General features: G+C 50.2%; 9 protein-coding genes and 1 other RNA gene. 6 read left to right on the top strand and 4 right to left on the bottom strand.

The features are described from left to right. Positions 1-311: 311 nt before the first annotated feature. Together ssrA and smpB are read right to left on the bottom strand one after the other, a co-directional pair. Positions 312-666: a transfer-messenger RNA gene (gene ssrA / locus RC73_RS19975) on the bottom strand. 115 nt (positions 667-781) lie between these two features. Next, positions 782-1,267, bottom strand: a complete 486-nt coding sequence (gene smpB, locus RC73_RS00005) for an SsrA-binding protein SmpB (RefSeq protein ID WP_025009743.1) — start codon at positions 1,265-1,267, stop codon at positions 782-784. Between the two features lie 207 nt (positions 1,268-1,474). Between smpB and RC73_RS00010 the strand changes: the two genes are divergently transcribed. Next, the gene (locus RC73_RS00010) at positions 1,475-1,912 is read left to right on the top strand and encodes an SRPBCC family protein (RefSeq protein ID WP_039032716.1); all 438 of its coding nucleotides are present in this window, start codon (positions 1,475-1,477) and stop codon (positions 1,910-1,912) included. Next, complete coding sequence (locus RC73_RS00015; protein ID WP_039032717.1) at positions 1,902-2,237, top strand: RnfH family protein; 336 nt, start codon at positions 1,902-1,904, stop codon at positions 2,235-2,237. Before RC73_RS00010 ends, RC73_RS00015 begins: the two co-directional genes overlap by 11 nt. 83 nt (positions 2,238-2,320) lie before the next feature. Here the strand turns inward: RC73_RS00015 and RC73_RS00020 are convergent, their stop codons facing one another. Beyond that, positions 2,321-2,818, bottom strand: a complete 498-nt coding sequence (locus RC73_RS00020; protein ID WP_039032718.1) for an outer membrane protein assembly factor BamE — start codon at positions 2,816-2,818, stop codon at positions 2,321-2,323. A 486-nt stretch (positions 2,819-3,304) separates the two neighbouring features. On the opposite strand from RC73_RS00020, the gene RC73_RS00025 reads away from it, so the two are divergent. Then, complete coding sequence (locus tag RC73_RS00025; RefSeq protein ID WP_039032719.1) at positions 3,305-5,074, top strand: monovalent cation:proton antiporter-2 (CPA2) family protein; 1,770 nt, start codon at positions 3,305-3,307, stop codon at positions 5,072-5,074. A 382-nt stretch (positions 5,075-5,456) separates the two neighbouring features. Here RC73_RS00025 and RC73_RS00030 read toward each other — a convergent pair whose 3' ends face one another. Then, the gene (locus RC73_RS00030) at positions 5,457-6,743 is read right to left on the bottom strand and encodes a citrate synthase (protein ID WP_039032720.1); all 1,287 of its coding nucleotides are present in this window, start codon (positions 6,741-6,743) and stop codon (positions 5,457-5,459) included. Positions 6,744-7,155: 412 nt separating this feature from the next. On the opposite strand from RC73_RS00030, the gene sdhC reads away from it, so the two are divergent. The 3 genes from sdhC to RC73_RS00045 form a co-directional block, all read left to right on the top strand. Then, complete coding sequence (gene sdhC / locus RC73_RS00035; RefSeq protein ID WP_025011017.1) at positions 7,156-7,551, top strand: succinate dehydrogenase cytochrome b556 subunit; 396 nt, start codon at positions 7,156-7,158, stop codon at positions 7,549-7,551. Then, positions 7,545-7,892: a succinate dehydrogenase, hydrophobic membrane anchor protein gene (gene sdhD / locus RC73_RS00040; protein WP_039032721.1), complete on the top strand. Its 348-nt coding sequence runs from the start codon at positions 7,545-7,547 to the stop codon at positions 7,890-7,892. The genes sdhC and sdhD overlap by 7 nt, the downstream gene beginning before the upstream one ends. Further along, a partial coding sequence (locus RC73_RS00045; protein ID WP_039032722.1) for an FAD-binding protein occupies positions 7,893-8,870 on the top strand: 978 nt, incomplete at its 3' end. It abuts the gene before it with no gap.

The raw sequence follows: 8,870 nt of genomic DNA on the forward strand, positions 1-8,870 counted from the left end.
AGGATCGAAGATCTGAAAAGATCGCGGTTAATTTCACTGTTTTACAGTTCCACTAGGTTGGATTGACCATGGATGCAGGAGTGAAAGCCGCAGCAGCACGGGGTTTTGCGTGGATTACGTGAGGGTATGAGAGAAAGCCAGAAAACGGCGGCCATACTAAAGCAGTTGATCAATAAGACATTGAGAGGATCCAGAACTGAAAAGAAGGGAAGTGGCAGCACTCCGCAATTTCTCTGCTGCCACTTTGCTGCCATTTTCAATAAATCGGCAAAGAAAAAGGGTTAGCATTTCTGCTAACCCTTTGTTTTATTTGGTGGAGGCGGCGGGACTTGAACCCGCGTCCGAAAAACCTACGCTCAAGGCGCTACATGCTTAGTCTCTCTTTTATTTAACCGGTTGAACTCCGAAAGACAGGATTCCAAACGGTGAGCCTGGTACTGTTTCGCGGTTCACCCCCAGACAAGGTTCCCTCGCTAGCACTATGTAAGGTGACCATCAAATCCACTGCCCATGTGCGAGACCTGTGGTAGATGGCTAGCGGCCTTAAGCTGCTAGAGCGTAGTTATCGTCGTTTGCAACTATAACTGTGCGGCTTTTTACGAGGCCAACCGCCCCTCGGCATGCTCCCGGAGTTTCGCGAATCCCGTCGAATCCAGAATCGCCCCCGTGATGTATCGATTGTAACCCCTTTACCACCTGCTTACCAAGGCTTTAATTAGCAAAGGACAATCACTTGCTGGTTATCCGTACAATTGGCGTGCGAAATAACAGCAAATATCAGTTACTTGCTCTTCATGACCCGGGCTTTTTCGATAGCCCAGTCACGTTGTTTAATATCGTCGCGTTTATCGTGGGCTTTCTTGCCCTTACCCAAGCCTATCTCAACCTTGACCCAGGCCCCTTTACGCCAGTACATGGAGATGGGCACTATGGCGTAACCCTGCCTTTCAACCAAGCCGGCCAGACGGTCCAGTTCACGGCGATTAAGCAGCAGTTTACGCATGCGGGTTGGGTCGCAGACCACATGAGTCGATGCCGCGCTGAGTGGGGTGATATTACAGTTGTGCAGGAAGGCTTCGCCATTTTTCAGCATGACAAAGCTTTCCGACAGATTCACCTTGCCGGCGCGGATGGATTTGACCTCCCATCCCATTAGGGACAGACCGGCCTCGAATTTTTCATCGAAGCGATATTCAAAGGTCGCACGCTTGTTCCGGGCAATGGTTGCCGGAGCGTTTGCGGATTTTTTTGCATTCTTCTTAGCCATAGGCTGGCTATTATACGCAGCAGCAGCCAATTTGGAATTGGCCTGGAAGAATATTTTGAGTTGCGGGCAGTAGCTTAGGGTTTTGTTGCTGGCTTTTTGAGCGCTTACAGAGGTAGAACTCATTGCGATGGAACAAAGGATGCGTTTTTTGACCGGCATGCTAAAATCCGGGTCTGTTTTGAGTCAGCCAAGAGTATCAACCAACGGATGCCACAGATTTCCCGCAGTGTTCTGGTACGTTACAGTGCGATGCAGATGTACCAGCTAGTCAATGATGTCGAGTCCTATAAAGAGTTTCTCCCTGGTTGCGTTGGCGGCAAGGTGTTGGAGTTTGATGGCAAAACCATGCTGGCGTCGGTAGATATCAGTAAAGCCGGGATCAGCAAGACCTTTACCACCCGTAATCAGGTGGTGGAGGGTAAAAGTATTGAGCTGCAACTGGAGAATGGCCCTTTCAAGCATTTGACCGGTCATTGGTATTTTACCGAGTTGGCAGAAGATGCATGTAAGGTGGAGTTTGAGTTGAATTTTGAGTTCTCCAGCGCCTTGGTGGGTATGGCATTCGGCAAGGTATTCAAAGAGCTGGTTACCTCTATGGTTACGGCTTTTACTCAAAGGGCGAAGGAAGTATACAGTGGCAAGTGAACAGGAAAAATTCAGTGTCGATGTTATTTATGCCTTACCGACACAACAGAAAGTGATCAGTGTTTCCGTGACGCCGGGTACCAGTTTTATCGAGGCTGTGCGTCAGAGTAACATCCAGGCTTTTTTCCCTGAGATTGACTTGGAAACGGTGAAACTCGGCACCTTCAGCCGTCAGGTCAAACACGATGACGAAGTTGAACCCGGGCAGAGAATTGAAATCTATCGTCCTTTGATTGCCGACCCTAAAGAGGTACGCCGTAAGCGTGCCGAGAAGGCCGCGGAGGAAGGGCGGATCAATAAAGTGACCGGCGCCAAAATCAACTGAGTTACTTTGCTGAATCCAAGACATTAAAAAAGCGCCAACAGGCGCTTTTTTAATGTCTTGGATTCAAGTTTAGGCGTAAGCCATTACTTACGGTCCTGTTCGTGTTTATTCATTTTGGTTGGATCCTGCTCTTCAACCAAAGGTTTTTCATCGCCGCGTTGCTGTGGGATCTGCGGCGTCAGCTCAGGGCTGTTGGCCATTGGCAGGCTGCTTTGTTCCAGCGGGGTATTGAATTCATTACTCAGTTCGTAATCCCCTGTGACCTTGGCCAATTGATCGCCGCTAAAGTGCAGGATCAGTTCTTTATGGGTAATGCTGGCATCACGACCACTCTTGTAATGGTAAACATAGTACCAGGTATCATCCTTGAAGCTGTCCCGCAGTACAGGACGCCCAAGCACAAATTCCACCTGCTCCTTGGTCATGTCGATGCGCAGCTTTTCCACCTGCTGAGGCTCCATATAGTTGCCCTGTGGAATATCAGGCTTGTACACCAGCCAGTCAAAGACACTGCAGGCACTGAGTGAGAGGGTGAGCGCACTAACGCTCAGCAGGGTAAGACTTTGCTTTTTAATTGACATTGAATGTGCTACTTCATGAAAAACTGTCGGCCATAATACCCAAGCCCAGCCCGTGCTGACAAGGGCTATTGACTCGGCGCTTGAGGCTTCGACAACATAAAAGTGACTTGGTTCGTCTCGCTGTTGCAAAATTGTTGTTTTGGCTCAAATTAACCTCTGGAAAATAGAATAAATTCACGGGAGGGGCTTATTTTAGTCGCTTCGGACAAAATCGGTGCCAGATCGACTAACAAGAAATTTTGAACTCGCTTTACCGGCTTGCAATAAGCCTGCTGCAGCATTGAAAACCATTTGTATTTAAAAGACTTATTTTTAAATACGTTCAAAATTTCGGTTATCAAGGCCCATAAAGCTGGCTATACTGAAACTCCCGTGATAGGCCCAAGTAAAAGCTGCTTTGGGTCATTTAAATCATCCATGCCTTTTATCCCTGTATATAAGTGTGGCAAACAACAGCCTTCTATTGCTATTTGTTAAGGAGTCTCGATGGAACAGGCCGGCATCTTTACCTCAGTGCTCATGTTTTTGCTCGCTGCCGTGGTGTTGGTTCCACTTGGCAAGCGCTTTGGTATAGGCCCCATACTTTCTTACCTTGCCGCCGGTGTACTGCTTGGACCGGGCGGTATTGCTGTGGTTTCCGAGCCGGCAGCTGTGCTTCATTTTGCCGAGCTTGGGGTGATCCTCATGCTGTTTGTCATGGGGCTTGAATTGACTCCTGGCAAACTCTGGGAACTTCGCAGTGCCATATTCGGCCTCGGCAGTGGTCAGTTACTGCTGTCCTGGGCAGTGGTCAGCGCTTTGGCATTCGGTGTCGGGCTTTCCATCGAAGCCGCTATTATTGTTGGCGCAGCGCTATCCCTGTCTTCTACAGCATTTGCGGTGCAATTAATGAATGAGCAGCGACTGCTCACCACACCAGTAGGTCGTGACGCCTTTGGGGTGTTGCTGATGCAGGATCTGGCGGTGATCCCCATGATGCTGCTGATTGCCTATCTGTCGCCAAGCGGCGCCGATCCGGCTCATCATGCCGTGCCCTGGTATTGGACCTGTTTGGCGCTCTTGGGATTTTTGCTGGTGGGGAAATACCTGCTTCCCAAAGTATTGCAGTTGGTGGCGGCCAGTGGGGTGCGCGAAGTGCTGACGGCGTTTTCGTTATTGCTGGTGATGGGCAGCGCGGCGCTAATGGCCTGGCTAGGGCTTTCGGCCGGTATGGGGGCGTTTTTGGCCGGTATCATGCTGGCCAACTCGGGTTATCGCCATCAGCTTGAAACCGATATTGAGCCTTTCAAGGGCTTGCTTTTGGGGCTGTTTTTCATGGCTGTAGGCATGACCATGGATCTGGGCTTACTGCTGAAGGAGCCTTTGGCGTTGTTGGGGATCCTCTTTGGCATGCTGGCGGTGAAGACTTTGGTACTTATGTTGCTTGGGAAGTTTAGACACCATACCTGGCGCAGTGCCATGGTGTTGGGGTTGATCTTGGCCGAAGGCGGTGAATTTGCTTTTGTACTACTTTCCCAGGCACAGTTGTCAGGGCTTTTATCTGAGAAAATCAGCCAGATGTTGGTATTGGCTATAGGCTTGTCGATGGCGATAACGCCTTATTTGCTGAAGTTGTTCAGGTTGCTTGGCAAACCTGTGGAAGCGAGCCGTTTACCTGATGTGATAGAAGGGTCAGAAAGTGAAGTGGTCATCGCCGGTTTTGGCCGTATGGGGCAGATCACCGGCCGTATTTTGGCATCCTCAGGGATCCCGTTTGTGGCGCTGGATAAAGATGCCCGTCATGTGGACGTGGTGCGCCAATTTGGTGGTGAAGTGTATTTTGGTGATGCCAAGCGGCTCGATATGCTGTTTTCGGCCGGTTTGCCCAAGGCGCGGGTGATCCTGGTAGCGGTCAACAATGTGGAAGATTCATTGCAGATAGTGACTCAGGTGAAGACGCACTTTCCTCATGTGGCCGTGGTCGCCAGGGCCCGTGACCGTAACCATGCCTATCGTTTGATGAGTCTTGGGGTGACGTCGGTATTTCGGGAAACCTTCGGTTCGGCCCTCAGTGCCAGTGAGAGTGTGTTGCAAACACTGGGACTCAGTCAGGTTCAAGCCAATGAGCGGGTGAAGATATTTGCCGAGCACGACAAGGCACAGGTTGAGGCCGGGGCCAAGCACAAGGATGATCTTAAGGCGCTTATTCGCTTGTCCAATAAGGGCAGGGCAGAGCTGGAGTCCTTGATGCGGGCTGATAAAGACAAGGGGCTATAATAGAAGGCGCGAACAAGTCCTATGTGCGGTCTGGGGTGGCGTACTGACCGGCAAGCTAAGCTTTACAACAGAGACCACCGCGAGGAATTATTCGTATTTTTTAAGCGTGGTCGGGTAAATGATAGCTTGTCTTAACATTCTTGCTTGGATGCTTGGATGCTTGGATGCTTGGTTTAAGTTTTGGGCAGTTTGTATTCGGCTTATGGTGAGTTTAGCTTGGTCAGGTTCTATACCCGCTCATTACTATCTCAAGCCTTATTGGAGTGACTGTTTCAAGCGTACGGTTGCAGTTTGGCGTGGATAAAGGGCTGATAGACATCAAAGAGGTACAAAAAATCCGATGACCAGAGGTCATCGGATTTGGACTTTTAACCACTTAGATTTAACGCTTGTCCAGTTCCACGAAGTCGCGGGAAGTCGCACCTGTGTAGAGCTGACGTGGACGGCTGATCTTGTGACCAGGCTGATCCAGCATTTCTTTCCAGTGGGCAATCCAGCCAACAGTACGAGCCAGGGCAAAGATAACGGTAAACATGGAGGTTGGAATACCAATCGCCTTCATGATGATACCTGAGTAGAAGTCGACGTTTGGATAGAGCTTCTTGGAGATGAAGTACTCATCTTCCAGGGCGATACGCTCAAGTTCCATGGCAACATCCAGCAGAGGGTCGTTAACCTTGAGTTCGGCCAGCACTTCGTGACAGGTTTCACGCATCACTTTGGCGCGTGGATCGAAGTTTTTGTAAACCCTGTGACCGAAGCCCATCAGACGGAAAGGATCATCCTTGTCTTTGGCGCGTTCGATAAACTCAGGGATGCGATCCACAGTACCGATTTCTTCCAGCATACGCAGACAAGCTTCGTTGGCACCACCATGGGCAGGTCCCCACAGCGAAGCGATACCGGCAGCGATACAGGCAAATGGGTTAGCACCCGAAGAGCCCGCCAGACGCACGGTTGAGGTTGAAGCGTTCTGCTCGTGATCGGCGTGCAGGATAAAGATGCGATCCATGGCACGTTCCACAATCGGGTTCACCTTGTATTCTTCACAAGGTACAGCGAACATCATCGACAGGAAGTTACCGGCATAGCTCAGGTCGTTGCGTGGGTACACGAACGGCTGTCCTATGGAGTACTTGTAGCACATGGCGGCAATGGTTGGCATCTTGGAAACCAGGCGGAAGGCTGCAATTTCACGATGACGGGCATCGTTGACATCCAAAGAGTCCTGATAGAAAGAAGACAAAGCGCCTGTCACGCCACAAAGCATGGCCATTGGGTGAGCGTCACGACGGAAGCCTCTGAAGAAGGAGGCCAACTGCTCGTGCACCATGGTATGAGTTTTAACTGTGTAGGCGAATTTTTCATACTCTGCCTTACTTGGCAGCTCGCCGTACAACAGCAGGTAACAGAGATCCAGGTAGTCGGATTCTGTCGCCAGTTGATCTATCGGATAGCCACGGTGTAACAATACACCCTGCGCACCATCGATATAGGTAATTGCAGATTCACAGGAGGCCGTCGCGAGAAATCCTGGATCAAAGGTAAAGTAGCCTTTACTGCCGAGTTTACTGATATCGATTACGTCGAAACCAGCAGTTCCTTGTTTCACTGGCAGTTCAATCGAGTCGTTCCCTGGTAATTCCAATTTGGCTTTTAAATCAGCCATACCCCGTTCTCCTTACTTCATTCTTATGTGAGTGCGGCATGTCAAACGGCCATTACTTTACAGCCAATCCAGATCACATTTCAATTTAAATAAGCGTTTAAATTCGTTAGACCATGGTATAGGTAAGACCAATTTCCCTGATAACACCAGCACTTATCCTGTAAAAAGGGCAAAAAAACAAAATTTGGATAATGTGATGTTTGTATTTGACATTTACGACGAGTATACTTGCTGCGGCTCGCAAGAGCTACAAACGGCGGGCTTGGTTAGCATATCACTAATTAACTAATTTTGTGTGTTGTCAACAAGTTAGCTTTTTGTTTCAACCTTCTATTGTGAAACCCTTCTCTGTGACTTCAGTCACAGAACTGTGTAAGAGCAAAATCGGTTCACATAACAAAAAAAATGCTCAATGGAGCTGAGTGAGCAGAACGTGAAAAAGCAAAGACCTGTCCATTTAGATCTGCAGACCATTCGCTTCCCGGCGACTGCAATTGTGTCCATTCTGCACCGGGTATCCGGTGTGATCATGCTGTTCGCTGTTGGTATACTTCTCTGGTTGCTGAACGCCTCGCTGGCGTCGGCCGAGAGTTTCCAAGGCGTACAATCTCTGTTAGACAACTTCGTGGTGAAGTTTATCCTGTGGGGCATTCTGACCGCACTGGCTTATCATTTGCTGGGCGGCTTGCGTCACCTGGTAATGGATACCGGTCGTTGGGAAGAGCTACCTTCGGGTAAGGCATCGGCCAAGGCAGTATTTGTCCTGACCGCAGTGTTTTCTGTATTAGCGGGGATCTGGGTATGGTAACCAATGCAGCGAGTTTTGGACGCAGTGGTGTTCATGACTTCATCCTATTACGCGCAAGTGCCGTCATTCTGGCCGTTTACACTATATTCCTGGTCGGATTTGCAGCTTGCAGTTCACCTCTCACCTACGATGTCTGGCATGGGCTGTTTGCTTCACTGCCGATGAAAGTCTTTACTCTGCTGGCGCTTATTGCGCTGCTTATCCATGCCTGGATCGGTATTTGGCAGGTACTGACTGACTACGTCAAAAACGTAGCACTGCGTGGGGTTTTACAGTTTGTCTTTGTCGTGACAGCCTTTACTTATCTGGCGTCGGGCATAGTAATAGTGTGGGGTGTTTAAGTGGCTATTCCAGTACGCGAGTTTGACGCTGTCGTGATTGGTGCCGGTGGTGCCGGCATGCGCGCAGCACTGCAGATTTCTCAAGAGGGCAAGAGCTGTGCGCTCCTGTCCAAGGTTTTTCCTACACGTTCTCACACGGTTTCGGCCCAGGGCGGGATCACTGTTGCTCTGGGTAATGCCCACGAGGACAACTGGGAACACCATATGTACGACACGGTAAAAGGTTCCGACTTCATCGGCGACCAGGATGCCATCGAGTACATGTGTCAGACCGGCCCTGAAGCGGTTATCGAGCTGGAGCAGATGGGTCTGCCATTCTCCCGCTTTGAAAACGGCACTATTTATCAGCGTCCTTTCGGCGGTCAATCCAAGAATTTCGGTGGTGAGCAGGCGGCCCGTACCGCGGCTGCGGCTGACCGTACCGGCCACGCGCTGCTACACTGCCTGTATCAGCAGAACGTTAAGAACAAGACTCAGGTATTTTCCGAGTGGTATGCCCTGGATCTGGTTAAAAACGAAGACGGTGCCATCGTAGGTTGTACTGCAATCGAAATTGAAACCGGTGAAATCGTTTACTTCAAAGCCAAGGCCACAGTATTGGCTACCGGCGGTGCCGGTCGTATCTTTGCTTCTACTACCAATGCTCACATCAACACAGGTGATGGTGTTGGTATGGCTGCCCGTGCCGGGGTTCAGCTGCAGGACATGGAAATGTGGCAGTTCCACCCAACCGGGATTGCCGGTGCCGGTGTTCTGGTGACTGAAGGTTGTCGTGGTGAGGGTGGTTACCTGCTCAATAAAGACGGTGAACGCTTCATGGAGCGCTATGCGCCCAACGCCAAAGATCTGGCTTCACGCGACGTGGTTGCCCGTTCCATGATGACAGAGATTCGTGAAGGCCGTGGTTGTGAAGGTCCTATGGGCCCACACCTGAAGCTGAAGCTGGACCATCTGGGCAAAGAAACCCTGGAAGCGCGT

The organism is Shewanella sp. ECSMB14102, from assembly GCF_000813075.1.
GTDB lineage: Bacteria > Pseudomonadota > Gammaproteobacteria > Enterobacterales > Shewanellaceae > Shewanella > Shewanella indica.

Coding starts and splice junctions, on each gene's coding strand:
- smpB (WP_025009743.1), bottom strand. CDS start 1,267: ATGGCTAAGAAGAATGCAAAAAAATCCGCAAACGCTCCGGCAACCATT.
- RC73_RS00010 (WP_039032716.1), top strand. CDS start 1,475: ATGCCACAGATTTCCCGCAGTGTTCTGGTACGTTACAGTGCGATGCAG.
- RC73_RS00020 (WP_039032718.1), bottom strand. CDS start 2,818: ATGTCAATTAAAAAGCAAAGTCTTACCCTGCTGAGCGTTAGTGCGCTC.
- RC73_RS00025 (WP_039032719.1), top strand. CDS start 3,305: ATGGAACAGGCCGGCATCTTTACCTCAGTGCTCATGTTTTTGCTCGCT.
- RC73_RS00030 (WP_039032720.1), bottom strand. CDS start 6,743: ATGGCTGATTTAAAAGCCAAATTGGAATTACCAGGGAACGACTCGATT.
- sdhC (WP_025011017.1), top strand. CDS start 7,156: ATGGAGCTGAGTGAGCAGAACGTGAAAAAGCAAAGACCTGTCCATTTA.
- sdhD (WP_039032721.1), top strand. CDS start 7,545: ATGGTAACCAATGCAGCGAGTTTTGGACGCAGTGGTGTTCATGACTTC.